At 63.3% G+C, this 19,260-nt stretch carries 12 protein-coding genes; 7 read left to right on the top strand and 5 right to left on the bottom strand.

Annotation, left to right across the window (positions count from 1 at the left end; genetic code table 11):
- Nucleotides 1-44: 44 nt before the first annotated feature.
- Nucleotides 45-2,213 (top strand): peptidyl-dipeptidase Dcp, encoded by a 2,169-nt coding sequence (dcp, locus tag XBLMG947_RS16290; protein ID WP_065469672.1) that lies wholly within the window; start codon nucleotides 45-47, stop codon nucleotides 2,211-2,213.
- A gap of 127 nt (nucleotides 2,214-2,340) precedes the next feature.
- Here the strand turns inward: dcp and xopN are convergent, their stop codons facing one another.
- Both xopN and XBLMG947_RS16280 read right to left on the bottom strand, forming a co-directional pair.
- On the bottom strand, nucleotides 2,341-4,530 hold the full coding sequence (gene xopN, locus XBLMG947_RS16285; RefSeq protein WP_065469671.1) for a type III secretion system effector XopN: 2,190 nt from the start codon (nucleotides 4,528-4,530) through the stop codon (nucleotides 2,341-2,343).
- A gap of 376 nt (nucleotides 4,531-4,906) precedes the next feature.
- The gene (locus XBLMG947_RS16280) at nucleotides 4,907-5,989 is read right to left on the bottom strand and encodes an MBL fold metallo-hydrolase (protein ID WP_065469670.1); all 1,083 of its coding nucleotides are present in this window, start codon (nucleotides 5,987-5,989) and stop codon (nucleotides 4,907-4,909) included.
- A 100-nt stretch (nucleotides 5,990-6,089) separates the two neighbouring features.
- Between XBLMG947_RS16280 and XBLMG947_RS16275 the strand changes: the two genes are divergently transcribed.
- A complete protein-coding gene (locus XBLMG947_RS16275) occupies nucleotides 6,090-6,722 on the top strand; it encodes a TetR/AcrR family transcriptional regulator (RefSeq protein WP_065469669.1) in 633 nt (210 codons plus the stop codon).
- Between the two features lie 390 nt (nucleotides 6,723-7,112).
- On the opposite strand, the gene XBLMG947_RS16270 is transcribed toward XBLMG947_RS16275, so the two are convergent.
- Nucleotides 7,113-8,069 (bottom strand): LysR family transcriptional regulator, encoded by a 957-nt coding sequence (locus XBLMG947_RS16270; RefSeq protein WP_065469668.1) that lies wholly within the window; start codon nucleotides 8,067-8,069, stop codon nucleotides 7,113-7,115.
- A gap of 118 nt (nucleotides 8,070-8,187) precedes the next feature.
- On the opposite strand from XBLMG947_RS16270, the gene aceB reads away from it, so the two are divergent.
- From aceB to XBLMG947_RS16250, 4 genes are all read left to right on the top strand, one after another.
- Nucleotides 8,188-9,804 carry a malate synthase A gene (gene aceB, locus XBLMG947_RS16265; RefSeq protein ID WP_065469667.1) on the top strand — a complete coding sequence of 539 codons (1,617 nt, stop codon included), beginning with the start codon at nucleotides 8,188-8,190 and terminating at the stop codon, nucleotides 9,802-9,804.
- A 172-nt stretch (nucleotides 9,805-9,976) separates the two neighbouring features.
- Nucleotides 9,977-11,272 carry an isocitrate lyase gene (gene aceA, locus XBLMG947_RS16260; RefSeq protein WP_065469666.1) on the top strand — a complete coding sequence of 432 codons (1,296 nt, stop codon included), beginning with the start codon at nucleotides 9,977-9,979 and terminating at the stop codon, nucleotides 11,270-11,272.
- 293 nt (nucleotides 11,273-11,565) lie between these two features.
- Nucleotides 11,566-12,624 carry a GGDEF domain-containing protein gene (locus tag XBLMG947_RS16255; RefSeq protein ID WP_065469665.1) on the top strand — a complete coding sequence of 353 codons (1,059 nt, stop codon included), beginning with the start codon at nucleotides 11,566-11,568 and terminating at the stop codon, nucleotides 12,622-12,624.
- Nucleotides 12,625-12,627: 3 nt separating this feature from the next.
- Nucleotides 12,628-15,288 (top strand): putative peptide modification system cyclase, encoded by a 2,661-nt coding sequence (locus tag XBLMG947_RS16250; protein ID WP_065469664.1) that lies wholly within the window; start codon nucleotides 12,628-12,630, stop codon nucleotides 15,286-15,288.
- On the opposite strand, the gene XBLMG947_RS16245 is transcribed toward XBLMG947_RS16250, so the two are convergent.
- Nucleotides 15,228-15,566, bottom strand: coding sequence for an NHLP-related RiPP peptide (locus tag XBLMG947_RS16245; RefSeq protein ID WP_065469663.1), 339 nt, complete (start codon nucleotides 15,564-15,566; stop codon nucleotides 15,228-15,230). The genes XBLMG947_RS16250 and XBLMG947_RS16245 overlap by 61 nt on opposite strands.
- A gap of 85 nt (nucleotides 15,567-15,651) precedes the next feature.
- On the opposite strand from XBLMG947_RS16245, the gene XBLMG947_RS16240 reads away from it, so the two are divergent.
- Entirely contained in the window at nucleotides 15,652-16,860 is a 1,209-nt protein-coding gene (locus tag XBLMG947_RS16240; protein ID WP_065469662.1) for a putative peptide maturation dehydrogenase, read from the top strand.
- 246 nt (nucleotides 16,861-17,106) lie between these two features.
- Here XBLMG947_RS16240 and XBLMG947_RS16235 read toward each other — a convergent pair whose 3' ends face one another.
- Nucleotides 17,107-19,191, bottom strand: a complete 2,085-nt coding sequence (locus tag XBLMG947_RS16235) for a S9 family peptidase (protein ID WP_065469661.1) — start codon at nucleotides 19,189-19,191, stop codon at nucleotides 17,107-17,109.
- Nucleotides 19,192-19,260: the final 69 nt, after the last annotated feature.

Raw genomic sequence — 19,260 nt, 5'->3', positions numbered from 1 at the left:
CGCTAGCGTAGCTGGCTGCACTACCCACTCAGGAATCACACGCCATGTCGCGTACCGTCGTTCTGGCCGCTGCCATCACCCTGGCACTGGCTGCTTGTTCTGGAAAAGAGTCGTCCGGCCAGGAGTCCACCACCGTGCCCGAGAAAACTGCCCCGGCCCCGGCCGCAGATGCTGCATCCAACCCGCTGCTGACCGCCAGCACGCTGCCTTTCCAGGCGCCGCCGTTCGACAAGATCAAGGACGCCGACTATCTGCCGGCCTTCGAAGAAGGCATGCGCCTGCATCTGGCCGACATCCGCAAGATCGCCGATAACCCCGAAGCGCCCACCTTCGACAACACCATCGAAGCGATGGAGCGCAGCGGTGAAACGTTGACGCGGGTCTCGCGGATTTTCTTCGGGCTGGTGCAGGCCGATACCAGCGACGCACGCCAGAAGATCCAGGAAGAGATCGCGCCAAAGATGGCCGCGCACCAGGACGAGATCAATCTCGATCCCAAGTTGTTCGCGCGGGTCAAAACCATCTACGACCAGCGCGACACACTGAACCTGGACCCGGAGCAGAAGCGCCTGGTCGAACGCGATTACCAGCAACTGGTGCGCGCCGGTGCGCAGTTGTCCGATGCCGACAAGGACAGCCTGCGCAAGCTCAACGTGGAAGAAACCACGCTCTCCACACAGTTTCATACCCGTCTGGTCGCCGCTTCGGCTGCCGGTGCGGTGGTGGTGGACGACAAGGCCAAGCTCGACGGCCTGAGCGAGGGCGACATTGCCGCCGCGGCCGATGCCGCCAAGGCACGCAAGCTCGACGGCAAATATCTGCTCGCCCTGCAGAACACTACCCAGCAGCCGGTGCTGGCGTCGTTGAAGAATCGCGAGATGCGTGCCGAGGTGTTGAAGGCCTCCGAAACACGCGCAGAAAAGGGCGATGCCAACGACACCCGCCAGACCATCCAGCGTCTGGCCCAGCTGCGCGCGCAGAAAGCCAAGCTGCTCGGCTTCGACAACTACGCTGCCTACAGCCTGGGCGACCAGATGGCCAAGACGCCGGACGCCGCGCTCAAGCTGCTGACCGACACCGTGCCGGCCGCCACTGCCAAGGCACGCCGCGAAGCGGCCGAGATTCAGAAGGTCATCGACGCGCAGAATGGTGGCTTCAAACTTGCCGCTTCCGATTGGGACATGTACGCCGAGCAGGTGCGCAAGGCCAAGTACGACCTGGACGAATCGCAGATCAAGCCGTATTTCGAGCTGGACAACGTTCTGCAGAACGGCGTTTTCTACGCCGCAACGCAGCTGTACGGCATCACCTTCAAACAGCGCACCGACATTCCGACTTACCACGCCGACATGAAGGTGTATGAAGTCTTCGATGCCGACGGTACCTCGATGGCGCTGTTCTACACCGACTATTTCAAGCGCGACAGCAAGTCCGGTGGCGCGTGGATGGACGTGTTCGTCGAGCAGAACGGCCTCACCGGTGCCAAGCCGGTGGTCTACAACGTCTGCAACTTCACCAAGCCCGCTGCCGGCCAGCCGGCGTTGCTGAGTTTCGACGACGTCACCACGCTGTTCCATGAGTTCGGCCACGCGCTGCACGGCATGTTATCCAAGGTGAAATACCCCTCGATCGCCGGCACCAGCACCTCGCGCGACTTCGTGGAATTCCCTTCGCAGTTCAACGAGCACTGGGCGTCCGACCCGAAGGTCTTCGCCAACTACGCCAAGCACTACCAGACCGGCGCGGCGATGCCGGCCGAGTTGGTGGAAAAGATCAAGAAGGCCAAGACCTTCAACAGCGGCTACGCCACCACCGAATACCTGTCGGCGGCGCTGCTGGATCTGGCCTGGCACACCCAGCCGGCCGACGCGCCGTTGCAGGACGTGAGCAAGTTCGAAGCCGACGCGCTCAAGCGCTTCAAGGTGGACCTGGCCGAAGTGCCGCCGCGCTACCGCAGCAGCTACTTCGATCACATCTGGGGCGGTGGTTATTCGGCCGGGTACTACGCGTACTTCTGGTCGGAAGTGCTCGACGACGATGCGTTCCAATGGTTCAAGGAGCACGGTGGCCTGACCCGCAAGAACGGCGACATCTTCCGCGCCAAGATCCTCTCGCGCGGCAACACCGTCGATCTGGCCACGCTCTACCGCGATTTCCGCGGCAAGGATCCCAGCGTCAAGGCGCTGCTGGAAAACCGTGGGTTAACCGAGTAAGACAGCCGCGTGCACGACGCACGCGAATGCCGACGATGATCCAAAACGGGATGGCCTTGCGCCATCCCGTTTGCTTGCGTGGTTTTTGATGCATCGCAGTAGATGCATCGCAATCGTGGGCGCCGGATCAGGCAGGCGGCGGTGCCCGATCGTCTCCGATCTGCACGATCACCTCGTGCGCCTGCGATGTGGACGCCACGCCTGGACGCAGCTGTTCCACCGCCTCCGGCAGGGTCAGCGAGGGCGTGGCATGCGTCGCAGATGACGAGGCCTCGGATGGCTGGGTGAGCGCTTTGGCTTGACTCAACAACGCTTCCACATCGCTGTTTTGCACCAGCGCATTGATGGCTCGACTCGCCCTGGTCGCCCGCCGTTGGGACAGCGCTTCGCTGGCGCCCCCCATCACGCCGCGCAAGACTTGCCGCTTCAATCCGATGTCCGTCTCGCCTTCGCGGCGATTGTTCTTGACGGTGATGGCGGTGTGCTGATTCAACGCGCCGACCGCAGCCATGCCTCCCGACAGGGCGGAGATCCCCAGTGTCTGCGCGGTCGGCACGTTGCGGGTTCCGCCCTGCGCCGCGGAGCTGGCCTTGCCGATCACCGAGGAGGCCGCGCTGCCCAGCACGCCGAGATGGAACATCTGGCCAATGCGTTGGGCGGTCTGTGCCGAGAACTCGCGTGGGGTATATTTCTTCACGATATCGTTGATCAGTTGCTCCGATACCACCGATTTCTCGGCGCCGAGAAGCAACTTTGCCGCGATGCCGTCCGGCTCCAGTTCGTCCAACCTGCCTTCGCGCAAGGCGGTCAGATCCTGGTTCAGCAATTTCAGTTTCTTCGCCAGGCCGGCGCCGTGGCCCGCTTCCAGATCCAGATCCTCGTCGCCCGTCGTCGCCTGCGGCGTACCCGACGCGGCGCGTTTCGCCTGGCGCTCTTGTTCCGCCTTGAGTTCTTTTTGTATCTCCTTTTCCATCGCCACCAGTCCGTTGGTGACGCGTTTCACCAGCGCCTGCGTCGGCGATTGAATCAGTTTGCGCAATTTGCCCTGATCGATCTCCTCGGCCGCCACTGCCTCACCGCGTGCAAATTTCGACTTGCCCGTCTCGGTCAATACATCGGCGTACAGCAGATTGAGCTTGTTGTTGTAGTCCTGTTTTGCCTGTTCGTCGAAGCCAGCGGCCACGTGCTGCGTCGCGGTCATCAGCAGGGCACCGATGGTCTGCGCGGTCGGCGACAGCGCCCGCATTGCGCCGGTCTTGCTGATCAGGCCCAGCGAGCCCGCCAATGGCGAGCGCAGAATGCGCGGGACGGCCTGCCAGCGATTACCCATCCATTGCCGTTCGTGCGCGCCCTGGGTCATGACAAAGTCGTGCTGTGCCTGATGCAAGCGCGTTTCGGCTTGCAGCAAGTTGTGAGCCGCGGCGATGAAGTCGGCAGTTGCCGGCGCCGCGGGGTTCTGGTCTGCGGCGGCCTTGAGTTCACGGAACCTGTCGCAGCACCCGCCGAATTCTTCGATATGCCTTTCCAGCGCCTTCGCAAGGTCCGGTAGCCAATGCTTGTCGCTGATCTGCGCCTTGTCCGGCACGATGACGTGACCGCCATGCTCGCGGATGGATTCGCACAGGCTCACCACCGCCGACTGCTGGGCCGCATTCATGGGCGCGGCGAGGGCCGCTGTCCCAAAGCCGAATCCCGCGCCTATCCAGGGCTTACGGGTTGCGTAGTTGATCCAGGGCGAGACGATGTACTGCATTGCATTGTTGAGAAAACTGCCACTGGGGTTGGGCATGCCCGACAGCAATGCGGTGCGCCGCAGGTTGGACACCTCGCTTTCGCTCAATCCCTGCGCCCTGTACCACGCCATCGCATCCGTTTCGCGGATGCGGCCCAACAGATCCGCGTGTGTTGCTGCGCGTTCCTCCGGGCCGGTGGCATCCGGCAATTTCATCGGCCTCACCTTGTTGATGAGTTCGGCGGCCAATTGCGGCTCGACCGGCCGCTGCTTGTCGGCGGCCAGTTGCTCTTTGAGTCGCACCAGCGACGCCGTGGCGGGGTTTGACGACGTTGCAGGCTGGGACACCTGCAGATCAACCACGTTCGCTTGGCTAGCCGTCTGGGATGCATGCGCAGCGGCATCTGCGGGCTCCTTGCCGCGCTTGCTCGGGCGGCGCGAGAGCATGCTCAGTGCAGCATCGGGCTGCGCAGACGAAGGACTGGGCGATGTGTGCGGGGAAGCTTCTTCCTCAATCTCATGGGTGCCCGCAGTTGACACTGACACGGGGCGAGTGAGCGGATTGGCGGATGCAGCAGGTTTCATCAGATTTCTCCCGGTGCTTGATGCAGTGGCAGCATCGGTCAACGGCCGGTGCCGATGAATGCGATCGTCCACCAACCTGGAGTTGGGCGCATTGTCCAGTGGCGGCGTCGTCGCGATGGCGCAAAGGGAGCACCGCGTTCAACCACGCGACGCAGCCGTTGCAGACAGGAAAGCCCAAAGCGGCAGACCGCATTGCATCAGCATTGAATCAAACAGCGTGAGCCATCTTGGCCGCACAACAGAATTGACGTCGCTGCATCCGAAACCTTCGGATTGGCGGCTTGCCCCTGGCAGGATGAGGAACCGTGTCACGCGCATCTGCGTGCGTGGTGCGTCATCAAAACGTGATGGCAACGCATCGGCATGCCCCAGCCAGTTATCGGGGCGCCCCCAACCCTTCCGACGCTTGCGCCGCAGCGTCCTGCCGCCACCAGCGCACGCGCTTGCCGGGCGCAGTCAAATCCACCCGCTCGCCCATGCACGGTGTGGCCAGGGCAACGCCAGCGACGTCGGCCAGCGCCACGCTGCGGTCCAACGGTTCCTGCCACGCATGCATGGCAAGATCGAAGGTGCCGTTGTGGATCGGCAGCAAGGTGCGTCCGCCGACATCGATAGACGCCTGCAGGCTCTGCTCCGGTTGCATGTGCACGTCCGGCCACAGGTGGTCGTAGGCGCCGTTTTCGATCAGCGCCACATCGAACGGCCCCAGGCGCTGGCCGATCGCCTTGAAACGCGGGCCATAACCCCCGTCGCCGCTGAAGAACACGCGCAGGTCGGCATCCTGGATCGCCCACGAGCACCACAGCGTGCGGTCGCGGTCGAACAGGCCGCGGCCGGAAAAATGCCGCGACGGCGTGGCGGTGAGCGTGAGGCCACCCACTTCCACCGATTGCCACCAATCCAGTTGCCGCACCTTCCCCGGATCCACGCCCCAGCGCACCAGCAGATCGCCCACGCCCAGCGGCGCGACGAACACGCCGACGCGGTCGGCCAACGCACGGATGGTGGCGCAGTCCAGATGGTCGTAATGGTTATGCGACAGGATCACCCCGGCCAGCGGCGGTAGCGCGTCCAGTGCGATCGGCGGTGCGTGGAAGCGCTTTGGCCCTGCAAACGGAAACGGCGAGGCGCGCTTGGAGAACACCGGGTCGGTCAGCCACAAGCCGCCGCGCAGCTTCATCAGCACCGTGGAATGACCCAGCCGGAACAGGCTGCGATCCGGCGCGGCCTGCAGTTGCGCCGCGCTCAGTGGTGCGACCGGCAGCGTTTGCGACGGCACGGTGTGCGCGGGCTTGTTGAACAGCACCTCCCACAACAGGCGCAAGCCGCCCAACACGCCGGGCTGACTCAAGCGGGTGGGCAATGCGTTGCGGAACCGGCCATTGCGGAACTGCGGCGAAGCGACATGCGAGGTGGGGCGTGGCAGGTGACGGGACTGGGTGAGCACGACGGCTTCCATCGTTTGAGGGCGGGCGAACCGGCGTTGCCGGTGGGATTTTTACACTACACAGTGTAGTTTTATCTTGGGAAATGTAAACTCGGCGGTGTAACATTGCGCCATGTCCAGCTCATCCGACGCGGCGCCGGCGCCGCAGCGGCTCACCGACCGCAAGCGCCACGCCATTCTCGAAGCGGCCATCGCGCAGTTCCGCCAGCACGGGTTCCAGGCCACCAGCATGGACCGCCTGGCCGCCGCCGCAGGCGTGTCCAAGCGCACCGTCTACAACCATTTCCCCAGCAAGGACGCGTTGTTCGGCGAGATCCTGCGCGGGCTATGGCAACGCAGCGCCGATGCGGTGAGTCTGGCCTATCGCCCCGACCAATCATTGCGCATGCAGTTGACGCACTTGCTGCAGCAAAAGCTGCGGTTGCTCGACGATGCAGCATTTATCGACCTGTCGCGCGTGGCGATTGCCGAAGGTATCCACTCGCCCGAACGCGCCCGTGCACTGCTGGCGCAACTGGGCAGCAAGGAGGAGGGCACCACCACCTGGCTGCGTGCGGCGCAGGCCGATGGACGCCTGGCCGAGGTCGACCCGGAATTCGCTTCGCAACAGCTACAGGCGCTGGTGAAGGGGTTCGCGTTCTGGCCGCAGTTGGCGATGGGCCAGCCGCCGCTGTCGCCCGCCCAGCAGACACAGGTGGCGGAGTCGGCGGTGGAGATGTTTCTGGGCCTTTACGGGCGCGAGTAAGTGCTGTGGTAGCACGGCGGCGCCTGCGCCAGGCGGCGTGGCCGATGCCCGGAATCGGCACTGTTGCCCAAACACTGTCGCTGTTCCGGGTGATCCTGCGCACCTCACTCACTCCCGCTCTGTTCTGTTGGCCGCTCAGCTGCGCCCGTGCACGCGGGCAGGCGTGACCAAACGCGCAGTGTCATCGCGTGGCGCATGCGCGCGCACTGCCGACGCAGACGGGGATCCCGAGTAAGCCCATGCAATTCATCGCGCGTGCGACGGTTTCTTGCAGGCGGTGTCAGGGTGTTGGAGATCATCAGCGTCCGGCGCGGTGCGAAGGCGACGCTGCGCAGGGAATCGTCAAAGCAGTCATCGCTGGTCGCGTCGCTTGTTGCGAGCGCGTTATTGCTAGCGTTCCGAATCGCCGCTTTCGTCGTACCCGCGTGGCGTGAACAGATCCGGTTGGATCAATTCGATAAACGCGCGTGCCTGCGGCGACAGATACTTGCCCTTGCGTACCACCACGCCATAGCTGCGGGTGGGGAAATATTCCTTGAGCGAGCGCGTGGCCAGCTTGTCGCGATCGGCATCGGTCACGCAGATCGCGGTGACGATGGAAATGCCCATGCCCATCGCCACGTATTGCTTGATCACCTCCCAGCCGCCGACTTCCAGCGCCACGGTGTAGGGCACGCGCGCCTGCTGAAAGATCAGATCCACCAGGCGGTAGGTCACCTGCCGGCGCGGCGGCAGGATCAACGGATACGGCGACAGATCCTGCAACGAGACCTCGGCCTTGCTGGCCAACGGATGGTCGGGTGGAGTGATCAGCAATTGCTCGAAACGGTAGACCGGCGCGTAGTTGAGGTCGGCCGGCACGTCCAGCATCGAGCCGATGGCCAGGTCCACCGCATCTTCGCGCAGCAGGTCGGTGCCGTTGGCACTGATGGCGTTGTGCAGGGTCAAGCGCACATCCGGATGCCGCGCGCGGAAGTTGGCCACGATGCGCGGCAGCAAATACAGGATGGTGGAGCTATTGGCGGCAATCGTGAGCTCGCCGGCGTCCAGCCCACGCACCTTTTCGCGAAAGCTGGCCTCCAGCCCATCCAGGCTCTCCACCAGTGGTAGCGCCATGTCGTACAGCAACTGGCCCTCGCGGCTGGGCGCCATGCGTCGCCCGGAGCGTTCGAACAGGGGCACACCCAGATCGCGTTCCAGGGCCTGCAACTGCAGCGTCACCGCTGGCTGACTGACGTAAAGCGCCTCAGCCGCCCGCGAGACCGAACCCAGGCGGACCGTCTGGCAAAATGCGCGCAGCGGCTTGAGACGGTCGGATTTGTAGGAAAATCGGGGGGTTGGCGCCATTTAAAGCAACTTCCCGGCATAAGTATAAGCCCGGCTTATTTACAGAATTGATAAAACTGCTTTGTCAAATAGTTGCCAGAAGAGCACGGTGGAGCTCCGGATGCACAAGGACCTTCACATGGCTGCCATCGCGTTTGCTTCCCGTTCCACCGACCACGCCACGCCCGGCATCGCGTTGACCACCCAGGTCGCCGGCCAGGCAGAGTTGCTGCCGGCCGCTGCCCTCGCCCTGCTGGTCTCGCTGCACCGGGCGATCGAGCCCGGCCGTCAGCAGCGTCTGGCCCAGCGGCGTGAGCGCCAGGCCGCGTTCGACGCCGGTCAGCTGCCCGACTTCCGTACCGACACCCGCGCCATCCGCGCCGGCGATTGGCGCGTGGCGACCTTGCCGGCGGCGCTGCAGGACCGCCGCGTCGAAATCACCGGCCCCACCGACCCGAAGATGGTCATCAACGCGCTGAACTCCGGCGCCAAGGTGTTCATGGCCGACTTCGAAGATTCCACCGCGCCGACCTGGCGCAACCTGCTGGCCGGCCAGCGCACGTTGGCTGCCGCGGTACGTGGCGATCTCAGCTTCGATGCGCCCAACGGCAAGCACTACGCCCTGCGCCCGGAAGCCGAACGTGCGGTATTGATCGTGCGCCCGCGCGGCTGGCATCTGGACGAAAAGCACGTGCTGATCGACGGTCAGCCGCTGGCCGGCGGTCTGTTCGATGCGGCGCTGTTCGCTTTTCACAATGGCCGCGCGCTGCAGGCCAAGGACCGCGGCCCGTATCTGTATCTGCCCAAGCTGCAGAGCATGGAAGAAGCCGCACTGTGGGACACCGCGCTGGCGCATATCGAAGCGATGCTGGGCCTGCCGCATGGGCAGATCAAGGTCACCGTGCTGATCGAAACGCTACCGGCGGTGTTCGAGATGGACGAGATCCTGCACGCGCTGCGCGATCGCATCGTCGGGCTGAATTGCGGACGCTGGGACTATATTTTTTCCTACCTGAAAACCTTTCGTGCGCACCGCGACCGCGTACTGCCCGAACGCGGTCAGGTCACCATGACCCAGCCATTTTTGAAGGCGTATTCGGAGCTGTTGATCAAGACCTGCCATCGCCGCGGTGCGCATGCGATGGGAGGCATGGCTGCACAGATTCCGATCAACCACGACGAAGCCGCCAACGAGCAGGCCAGGGCCCGCGTGCGCGCGGACAAGCTGCGCGAAGTGACCGCAGGTCACGATGGCACCTGGGTGGCGCACCCGGCGCTGATCCCGGTGGCCATGAAATTGTTCGACGAACACATGCCCACCGCGCATCAGCATCATGTGCTGCGCAGCGACGTGCAGGTGACGCGCGACCTGTTGATCGCCCCCTCGCCAGGCAATGTCACCCGCGTCGGGTTCGAAGGCAATGTCGAAGTGTGCGTGCGCTATCTGGCGGCCTGGCTGGACGGCAATGGCTGCGTGCCCATCCACAACTTGATGGAAGATGCCGCCACGGCCGAAATCAGTCGCGCGCAGCTATGGCAGTGGTTGCATCACGGCCAGCATCTGGACGATGGCACGGCCATCGATCAGCACCTGCTGCAAGCCACATTGCGTGCGCTGCCTGCGCGGTTGGGAAGCGCTCCTGCACTGCCCGGCGCCGCACGGATCGATGAAGCGATCGCCTTGCTGGAAGAACTGAGCCGCGCCGATGAATTGGCGGATTTTCTCACCGTGCCGGCCTACCGCCTGATCGACTGATCGCACCGCTGCAGCGTCGCCTCGCCATAGGCGTCCCCGCAGTCCTCACTTGAACGTATGACACCGCCCGTTGCGCACACACGCGCAACGACGGCTTCGCCATGCCGCATGCCTTGGCACACCCGCCATTGCTTCCTCGTTCCATCCGTCGTCCCTCTCAGGAGAACGCAAGATGAGCACCACACTGCAAAGCACCGAACAACTGCAGCAGGACTGGGCCAAGAACCCGCGCTGGAGCGGCATCACCCGTAATTACAGCGCCGCCGATGTGGTGCGCCTGCGCGGCACCGTGCATGTCGAGCATTCGCTGGCGCGGTTGGGTGCGGAAAAATTATGGACGTCGTTGCACGCAACGCCGTTCGTCAACGCGCTGGGTGCGTTGACCGGCAATCAAGCGATGCAGCAGGTCAAGGCCGGCTTGAAGGCCATTTACCTGAGCGGTTGGCAGGTGGCAGCCGATGCCAATCTGGCCGGGCAGATGTATCCGGACCAGTCGTTGTACCCGGCCGATTCGGTGCCGGCGGTGGTCAAGCGCATCAACAACACCTTGCTGCGTGCCGATCAACTGCATCACGCCGAAGGCAACGATGCCATCGACTTCCTGCAGCCGATCGTGGCCGATGCCGAAGCCGGCTTCGGCGGCGTGCTCAACGCCTTCGAACTGATGAAGGCGATGATCGAAGCCGGTGCGGCGGGTGTGCATTTCGAAGATCAACTGGCGTCGGTCAAGAAGTGCGGCCACATGGGCGGCAAGGTGCTGGTGCCCACGCGTGAGGCGATCGAAAAATTGAATGCTGCGCGTTTGGCCGCCGACGTGCTGGGCGTGCCGACGGTGCTGATCGCACGTACCGACGCCGAGGCGGCGGATCTGATCACCAGCGATGTGGATGCCAACGACCAACCGTTCACCACTGGCCAGCGGACGGTCGAGGGCTTCTTCAAGACCCGCAATGGCCTGGGCCAGGCGATCAGTCGCGGCTTGGCTTATGCACCGTATGCCGATCTGATCTGGTGCGAAACCGGCAAGCCGGATCTGGAATTTGCGCGCGCGTTTGCGCAGGCCATCCATGCCAGGTTTCCCGGCAAATTGCTGGCCTACAACTGCTCGCCGAGCTTCAACTGGAAGAAGAATCTTGACGACGCCACCATCGCCAAATTCCAGACCGAGCTGGCGAGCTACGGCTACAAGTTCCAGTTCATCACCCTGGCCGGTTTCCACGCGTTGAATCACAGCATGTTTCAGCTGGCGCACGGCTATGCGCGTCGGCAGATGAGCGCATTCGTGGAGTTGCAGCAAGCCGAATTCGAAGCGGCGCAGATGGGATTTACCGCAGTCAGGCACCAGCGCGAAGTAGGCACCGGCTATTTCGACGCAGTGACGCAGGCGATCCAGCAGGGGCAGTCGTCCACCACCGCGTTGCGTGGTTCCACCGAAGAAGCGCAGTTCCACGGAGACAAGGCCGCCTGACCGCCGGCAACACGGCAAGGTCGCCGGGCGTGCGTTGAGCGTTGAAGTGCCGCAATGCCGCAGCGCTTGAGCGCCTGGCGAAAACGGCTGTCGTTACAGCACCGGACGAAGACGCGGATGCAACAGGTGCGATCTGCGCCACCCTGGAAGGAAGAGGGCTCGGGAAACCGGGCCCTCTTTCATTCATGAAATACCCGTCCAGTCGTCTCTTTTGCGTTGAGAAATAATGTGACCTGGTGCTGAACAAGGGGGTCCTGTAGGCTAATGTCGCAGGCTGGCCTAGGGAAAAACTGATGACTTGCCACAACACCGCGGGCGTAGGTGAGCCGTCGGGGAGCGTTGCCAAGACGCTCCCCGACGGGCTGCATGCGCTGATGACAGCTGAAGAACTGGCGTTTTTCGCCCGTTTCGGTCGTTCGCGCGAAGTGTCTGCGGGCCAGTCGCTGTTCGATCGCGGTGAAGTCGGCACGCAGATGTACATCGTTGTCAGCGGCCAGATCGATCTGGATTTCGGTGAAGATCTGATGCTCAAGCATCTCGGCCCCGGCGAATTCTTCGGCGAGCTTGGCCTGCTGATCGGCGACCACGCGCGCAGCGCGGGCGCCAGCGCCAGCACCGATAGCCGCCTGATCGAGCTGGGACACGCCGATTTTCAGCGCCTGGTGAACCAGGACCCCTCGATGGTGGCGCACTTCCTGCGCCGCTCCATCGTGCGGGTGGTCAACAACGAACAACTGCTGATCCGCCAGTTGCGCCGCCGCAACCACGATCTGGAAGCGGCGCTGGACAATCTCTACGTCACCTCGCACCAGCTCAACCATACCGAAGAACTGAGCCGCACCGACGAGCTCACCGGCTTGCACAATCGACGTGGGCTGGCGTTGCACCTGCAGGAATGCCGGCGCGCCGGCCAGGTGCCGGGCGTTGGCCTGATCCTGATCGACTGCGACCGCTTCAAGCGCATCAACGACGAGTTCGGCCATCTGGCAGGCGACCGCGTGCTGCAGAACGTGGCGCATGCCTTGCGTTCGGTGATCGCCGAAGGCGATCTCGCCTGCCGCCTCGGCGGCGATGAATTTTGCGTGCTCGTCGCACAAGGCACCAGCGAGTTGGTGCACCACATCGGCGAATGCATCGTGCGGGCGGTGGAAGCGCGGCTGTGCAACGGCCAGGGCGAACAGGGCTGCTCGGTCAGCGTGGGCTTGTGCATCATCGATGCGGACGCGGCCTGGAACGACTGGTACACACTCGCCGACCGCGCCTTGTACGAAGCCAAGCGGCAGGGCGGCAACGTGCTGTGCATGCAGGAGACGCTCGCCCTGAATCAACCGCCTGCCTCGGGTCATCGCTGAGCGATGAGCAACCGCACCCACGCACGCAAGGACGCGTCGTCGGAAGCGATCCAGGCGCCGCGTCTGCGGACCTTGCTGCTGACCGATCTGTGCGATTCGACCGCGCTGGTCGAACGTATCGGCGATAACGCTGCTGCTGCTCTGTTCCGCGAGCACGACCGCCTGGTGGTCAAGCTGCAGCAGCACTGGCGCGGCCGGCTGATCGATCGTTCCGACGGCCTGCTGCTGCTGTTCGATCGCCCCATCGATGGCCTGGGTTTTGCGCTGGATTACGCGCGTGGGCTCAAGACGATGGGCGATGCGCACACGCTGACGCTCCGCGCCCGCCAGGGCCTGCATGTCGGCGAAGTGCTGACCTGGCGCAACAGCGAAGAAGCGGTCAGCATCGGTGCCAAGCCGCTGGAAGTCGAAGGCCTGGCCAAGCCCACCGCCGCACGCCTGATGTCGATGGCACGGCCTGGGCAGATCCTGATCTCGGCGGTAGCCGAATCGTTGACCCACCACGCCGCACGCGAACTCGGTGGTCGCGCCGAGCGGTTGTTATGGAAATCGCACGGCCGCTGGCGCTTCAAGGGCATGCCCACCGCGATGGAGATCTACGAAGTCGGCGACGTCGGCCTGACCCCTCTGCGCCTGCCGAAGAATTCGGCAAAAGCCTGGCGCGATGTGCCGCTGTGGCGCAGACCGGCCGCGTTGGCGGCCGAGCTGGGAGTGGTACTGGCGGTGGGAATCGCGGTGTGGTTTTTCATTCGACCGCAGCCTGCGATTGCGTTTGGCGAGCGCGATTGGGTGGTGGTTGGCGATGTGCGGAATCTCACTGGAAATACACTGCTCGATGGCGCGCTGGAACAGGCGCTACGCGTCAGCCTTGAGCAGTCGCGGTACGTCAATGTCCTGAGCGCCATGAAGGTGCGCGATACCGTCGCACGAATGAAGCGCGATCCCAGCACGGTTTTTCTCGATCGCAGCGTAGCGTCGGAGGTAGCGTTGCGTGATGGCGCCCGCGCTGTTCTTCTGCCGACCGTGGCTGAAGTCGGCGGGAAATTACGTCTCAGCGTAGAGCTGGTGGATCCGCGCACGCAAATAACCGTGTATTCGGAGTTTGTACAAGGAGACGGCTTGCCGTCTACCCTGTCTTCGGTGGATCAAATCACCCGTAAGCTCCGGCTGGGGCTGGGCGAGATGGTTGCGTCGATCGACAAGAGTTCGGTGCCATTACCGGCAGTCACAACATCGAGCCTGGACGCGTTGCGTGCGTATGCTCTCGGCGTGGAAGCCACTGCAGACGGTCGTTGGCGTGAGGGCTTGGAGCTGTTCGATCGCGCGGTCAGGGTCGACCCGACGTTTGCGTTAGCGTACCTGGGTGCGGCGCGCATCAAGGTTGCGGTGTCCGACCGCAAGGGCGCGCTTCCGTATCTGGATAACGCGGTTCGGTTACGCCAGCGCTTGCCGGCGCGTGATCAGCTCTATCTAGATGCCTGGATCGCCGAATTGCGGGCGGTGAACACCGCATTGCCACTGTGGAGAACCTTGGCGTCGCTGTATCCGGACAATTTTGCCGGCGCCGCCAATACGTCGTGGCATTTGTTTGTGGCCAACCGCTTTGCCGATGCTCTGCCATATGCGCAGGCTGCCGACGTCGTCCAGGATCCGCTGCGCTCCATTGCATCGGATCGGATCGGACGCATCCTGCTGGCGCAAGGGAAAGTCGAGGCCGCGTTGCAGCGCTTCGAAAACTTGGCCGATGGGGATCGGGCAGGTCCGCTGCGCCGCAAAGCCGATACCTTGGCAGTGCTGGGTCGTTATGCCGATGCACGGCGAGCCCTCGACCGAATTGTAGAGAATGGCTACGCCAATGACGACGTGGTGCCGCTGATCGACCGCACCAGCATCGCGCTGGATCAGGCGAATTGGGCGGATGCGAATGCTGCGATGGCACAGGCCCTGAAACGCAGCAAGCGCACTGATGATTTCAACTATCGTCAATTCCTGGTGATTGGGGCGACTACCGCCGCCATCACTGGCGAAACGGTACCCGTGGGCCCGAAGATGAGTTCGGCGTTTGATGCGCTTGTGGCTGCAATAACGACCAACGGCCCGGCCGAGCCAAACCTGCAGGATGACGCCGCGATGGTGCTGGCCCTGGTTAGCCAGGCCCAGCGTAATGGCGACGATCAGTTCACTGCACGGGCGCTTTCGGCGATCAAGCCTGCGCTCGCGCATGAAACACCTGTACTTGCCGAATTACGCGCGATCGTCGAAGCCCAGCATCTGGCGCTGTCAGGGGATCGCGCAGCAGCCCTGGCCCGCCTGCCTGTCAGGCCTGACGATCTGCTGCAGACACGCGTGACCTTGTACACGTTGTTGCATGACAGCGGACGGCATGCGGAGGCACTGCAGCAAGCACGCTGGCTGTCTCTTCAGCGCGGGCGCGCTTATATCGAAGCGAACGCGTCGCAGACGCTGCAGCCGCTCAATGTGGCGCACACGCGGTTAGCCCAGTTATGGGCCGCCGAGTCGTTGTATGCACTGGGCCGTACCCAGGAGGCCCGCGAGCAGGCGCAGGCGTTCGTGAACGCCTGGCCTGCATCGCGTCTACCTGCTTACCTGCGCAGCAGGGTAGAGCGAATACTTTCGGATTCGAAAGCGAAGATGACGGTGTGATTGGTCGTCTCCGTCAGATAGCTCTGTAACTCGGCACGCGCCAGCGCAATGTCCTCCTTGGGAGCGAGCTGACCGGTCGTCATGCAGTAATAGGGTTCTCCTGCACTGGGCACGCCCTTGTCGGCACTCGCGCCGGCAACCCCGATCTGGGCGAGCGCCTGCGCTGGGTTGCATTGAAAGCGGTCGCGAAAACTGTCGTCGTTGGACAGCAGCTCCAGCAGCCTGTCGGCAGTGGATGCATCGAACGGAAGGTGCGCATTGTCGGCTGAGTCAGTCATCGTCTTGTCCGCAGGGTGAGGGGGCATGTGTGATGGCATACCTGAGACAATATCGACCATGCTCATGTGTCCTTGAGATGTCTCCATGCAGATTCGTCGCTGTGCCACGCTGTTCTTCGAGCTTCGCGACGATGCGACGTTCGATCTTGCCCAATTGCTTGCGGGTGGTGATGGTCTGCGCCGCCGTACCCGTTGGCTGGCGCTCGCTCCCCACCTTGATGACGAAGTGGAAGTCGCGACGCACGAGCGTGACTGGTTAAGTCAACTCAGTCCTACACGCTGGCAGCCGGTCGATCCCTTGCAATCACCGCCAGCCTGGATGGGGCGTCTGCTCGATCAAGGTCTTGCGATCAGCGATCAACCCGAGCACGCAACCCACCGGCAGCATGACGAGCGGGTTCAGCAGCAGCGCTGGTGGCCGTTGGCCGCGCTTTGGCATCGTTCTGCACGCTGGAAAGGTGAGGACAGCGTAGCGACGATGGAAGCGCAAGGCCTGACAACCGCCGAGGGGATGGTGGATCGCCTGGGCGCACCGCCTGCCGAAGTCGTGGAGCGTGGCGTAGGAGGTGATGCTGCACGGATCACGCTGCCGCGTGCGACACCCGGCACCTTCGATGACCTGTTGTCGCGCCGTGTGACCTGCCGCAATTTCGATACGCAGCGCGCGCTATCAGGCGAGTTGTTGAGTCACATGCTCCAACGTAGCGTCATGGCGAGTGCGCGCGTTGCGGTGGGACAGGGGACCGCGTTTTTAAAAAAGCCGGTGCCTTCGGGAGGAAGTTTGCATCCCACGGAGACCTATCTGTTGATTCAGCGCGTCGAAGGCATGCCAAGCGGGCTGTACCACTACCGTCCAATCGACCATGCGCTGCAGCCCATGGCGACGCCGCCTGAGCCGCTGCCAGATCTCGCGCGTCGAGCGCTCTCCGGTCAGCACTGGTTTGCCGAAGCGCCGGTGCTGCTGATTCTGGCGCCTCGTTTTTTGCGTAGCTTCTGGAAGTATCGAAACCACGCCAAGGCTTATCGCGCGATGATTCTCGACGTTGGCCATATCGCGCAGACGCTCTATCTGAGCGCCACCGATCTGGGGCTGGGAGCATTCGTGACGTCGGCCATCAATGAGGTGGACATCGAGCAGGCATTGGGCCTGGATGGCTTGCAGGACGGTCCACTGGCCATCTGCGGATTCGGTTGGCGCGCCGAAGAGATGACGAACACCGAGCTGGATCCCAATGGAGCCGTATGGCAGTCCGATCGCGCTCGGGATCTATCCAACGACCTTGAGCAGCATTAACAGATCTTCCAGATCTCGCGGCACATGACCAATGCAGGGCGGCTGTCTTCGAGTTTGGAGTTGCTGGGCTGTCAGCAGTAAACGCAGCGATGCAATCGAATTGCCTTGGCGCTGATTTGTAATCCAAGCTTCGATAGGTGGGCCAGCGATAGCGTTGCCTGGTCAGAGCATACGCAATCCAAGGGGCAGTCCTCGCGGTAACAGCGAGGACTGCCTTGCACGCAACGCGGGGGTGACCCAGGTCGCCTACTTCCGAATCGCCTGCGTATGCGTCTTCAGGGCATCGCTCAGAGCGTTGATCTTGTCGGCGCCCTCCGGGACGGTGATGCTGGAGCCTTCCAGATCCGCACCGATCGGTTGCACGCGTCCGCCCAGGCATTGGCTCAGGAAACTTTCGGTCACCGCGTTGAAGGCCTTGCTGTTTTCCGGGCGGCGGAAGCCGTGGCCTTCGTCGGGGAACAGCACGTAGGTGACCGGAATGTTCTTGGCCTTCATCGCGTTGACGATCTGGTCGCTTTCGGCCTGTTTGACGCGTGGGTCGTTAGCGCCCTGGCCGATCAATAGCGGCTTGCTGATCTTGTCGGCATGCGTGAGCGGAGAGCGTTCGGTCAGCCACTGCTTGCCGGCCTCGGTGGCGGGGTCGCCCATGCGCCTGGTCAGCTGCTTGTAGAAGCTGGCCCAGTACGGCGGCACCGTGCTGAGCAAGGTGTTGAGATTGGCTGGCCCCACGATATCCACGCCGCATTTGAAGGCGTCCGGGGTGAAGGTCATACCGACCAGCGTGGCGTAGCCGCCGTAGCTGCCACCCATGATGGCAACGTCGTCGGGTTGGGTGACGCCTTGCTTGACCGCCCATTGCACCGCATCGAGCAGATCGTCGTGCATCTTGCCGGCCCACTCGCCGTTGCCGGCGTTGGTAAAGGCCTTGCCGAAGCCGGTGGAGCCACGGAAGTTCACCGACAGCACCGCATAGCCGCGGTTGGCCAGCCATTGCTCGTACGGCCCGTAGCCGTAGCTGTCGCGTGCCCACGGACCGCCGTGCACGAACAACACCAGCGGCACCGGCTTGTCGGCCTTGCCGTCGTGGTTGGCATCGGCTTCGGCGGGCAGGGTGAGGTAGCTGACCAGCTTGAGACCGTCGCGTGCGGTCAGTTCCTGTGGCCACATCGGGACCAGCGGTTTGCCATTCAGCGCGGGTCGTGCAGAGAACAGTTTGGTCAGCTTGCCGCCATCGGCGCGATCGTAGCGGTAGTAGGTCAGCGGCGTTTCTGCTGCGGAGTAGCCAACGATCCAGATGCGGTCGTCGAGCGTGCGTGCAGCAACGCTGGCATCGCCATTGCCGAGCGATTTGAATTTTTGCAGGTCCGCCGCAATGCCGGTGTCCAGCGGCTTCCATTCTTCGCGCAGGTAGTCGGTGGACACCGCCTGCACCTGGCCGGTCTTGGGGTCGTTCAAGGTGGCGCCGACATCGGCATGCGGGTTTTCGAACAGCAGCGTGCGTGCGTTGCTGGCAGTGTCGATGGCATACAGCGCCGCGGTATCGCGGTTGCGCGAATCCTGCATGTACAACGTCTTGCCATCCTCGGTCAGGCCGTTCGGCGCGGTGTTGGTGACATCCTCGAACGGGATGCGGTCCACGCTCTTCCAGCGTTTGCCGTCTGGCACCAGCAACTCTCTGCCGGCATCGTCGGTGGCGCGGGTGGCGTAGCGCAGCAGGTAGTCGCCATCGAGCAGGTACGCATCCAGGTTTTCGGTATTTTTCTGCACCAACGTACGTGTGCCGGACACCAGGTCCACGCGATACAAATCGTGCCACTTGGCATCGCGGTCGTTCATGCCGACCATGATCGATTCGGGATGCTGCGCGCTGACGCGATACACCTCGGCATTGGTTTTCTTGAACGGGGTGAGGTCCTTGCTGCTGCCGTCGGCCAGATTGACCGAGAACAGGTGGAAGTCTTCATCGCCACCGGTGTCGCGCAGGTACAGCAAGGTATTGGCTTGATAGGTCCAGAAGTAATTGCGGATACCGCGTGCGGTGTCCTTGGTGATCGCGCGGGCCTGATCGGGCGCATCCACCGGCGCAATCCAGACATTGAGTACGCCGTCCAGCGGCGCCACCCAGCTGAGATACTTGCCGTCCGGGCTGATGCTGACATTGGCACGCTCGGGGTTGCCGAACAGCGCATCGCGGGTGATCAGCGCAGGCGGCGCTGCGGGCGCGGTCGCCGCCGGTGCAGGTGTGGCAGCTTTCTCGGCGGCGGGAGCGGTTTTGTCGCTGCAGGCAGACAGCGCGAGCAGCATGCTGGAAACAAGAAGCAGGCGTTGCATGGGGCCTCCGGTGGCAATGCGGCCGAGCCGGCCGATGTGCCACGCTAGCGGCAGTGCGCGCGCAGCCGA

Source organism: Xanthomonas bromi, assembly GCF_900092025.1.
Taxonomy (GTDB): Bacteria; Pseudomonadota; Gammaproteobacteria; order Xanthomonadales; family Xanthomonadaceae; genus Xanthomonas; species Xanthomonas bromi.
This window is presented reverse-complemented; position numbering and strand designations above follow the sequence as displayed.

Coding starts and splice junctions, on each gene's coding strand:
- XBLMG947_RS16270 (WP_065469668.1), bottom strand. CDS start 8,069: ATGGCGCCAACCCCCCGATTTTCCTACAAATCCGACCGTCTCAAGCCG.
- aceB (WP_065469667.1), top strand. CDS start 8,188: ATGGCTGCCATCGCGTTTGCTTCCCGTTCCACCGACCACGCCACGCCC.
- XBLMG947_RS16235 (WP_065469661.1), bottom strand. CDS start 19,191: ATGCAACGCCTGCTTCTTGTTTCCAGCATGCTGCTCGCGCTGTCTGCC.
- xopN (WP_065469671.1), bottom strand. CDS start 4,530: ATGAAACCTGCTGCATCCGCCAATCCGCTCACTCGCCCCGTGTCAGTG.
- dcp (WP_065469672.1), top strand. CDS start 45: ATGTCGCGTACCGTCGTTCTGGCCGCTGCCATCACCCTGGCACTGGCT.
- XBLMG947_RS16240 (WP_065469662.1), top strand. CDS start 15,652: ATGCAGATTCGTCGCTGTGCCACGCTGTTCTTCGAGCTTCGCGACGAT.
- XBLMG947_RS16280 (WP_065469670.1), bottom strand. CDS start 5,989: ATGGAAGCCGTCGTGCTCACCCAGTCCCGTCACCTGCCACGCCCCACC.
- XBLMG947_RS16255 (WP_065469665.1), top strand. CDS start 11,566: ATGACTTGCCACAACACCGCGGGCGTAGGTGAGCCGTCGGGGAGCGTT.
- aceA (WP_065469666.1), top strand. CDS start 9,977: ATGAGCACCACACTGCAAAGCACCGAACAACTGCAGCAGGACTGGGCC.
- XBLMG947_RS16275 (WP_065469669.1), top strand. CDS start 6,090: ATGTCCAGCTCATCCGACGCGGCGCCGGCGCCGCAGCGGCTCACCGAC.
- XBLMG947_RS16250 (WP_065469664.1), top strand. CDS start 12,628: ATGAGCAACCGCACCCACGCACGCAAGGACGCGTCGTCGGAAGCGATC.
- XBLMG947_RS16245 (WP_065469663.1), bottom strand. CDS start 15,566: ATGACTGACTCAGCCGACAATGCGCACCTTCCGTTCGATGCATCCACT.